At 58.8% G+C, this 396-nt stretch carries 1 protein-coding gene; it reads left to right on the top strand.

Going from position 1 to position 396, the window contains the following annotated elements:
- On the top strand, window positions 1-389 hold a 389-nt coding region (locus ACYPYD_RS26305; protein WP_459666600.1), incomplete at its 5' end, for an IS30 family transposase.
- Between the last annotated feature and the right edge of the window lie 7 nt (window positions 390-396).

Here is a 396-nt window from a genome sequence, read left to right as displayed (position 1 = left end):
CGCGCTATGTGATGCTGGTCAAGGTCGCCAACAAGGACACAAGGAGCGTCGTGTCGGCGCTGATCAGGCAGACGCAGCGCCTGCCGCGCGAACTCTACAAGTCACTTACCTGGGATCGCGGTAAGGAACTGGCCGATCATCCCCGCCTCACGCTGGCTACCGATGTTGAAGTCTATTTCTGCGACCCGCAGTCGCCCTGGCAACGCGGCTCCAACGAAAACACCAATCGCCTGCTGCGACAGTATTTTCCCAGAGGAACAGATCTGTCGCTATACAGCCAGGCCAAACTGAGCGCTGTCGCCCGGCAACTCAACGAACGACCAAGGAAAACGCTCGAATACCAAACACCCGCCGAGCGTTTCCAAGCTTGTGTTGCCGCCACCCGTTGAACCCACC

This window comes from Novosphingobium sp. 11B (assembly GCF_054589055.1).
Note: the sequence above shows the minus strand (reverse complement) of the source record. Positions and strands in the feature narration are given on the sequence as shown.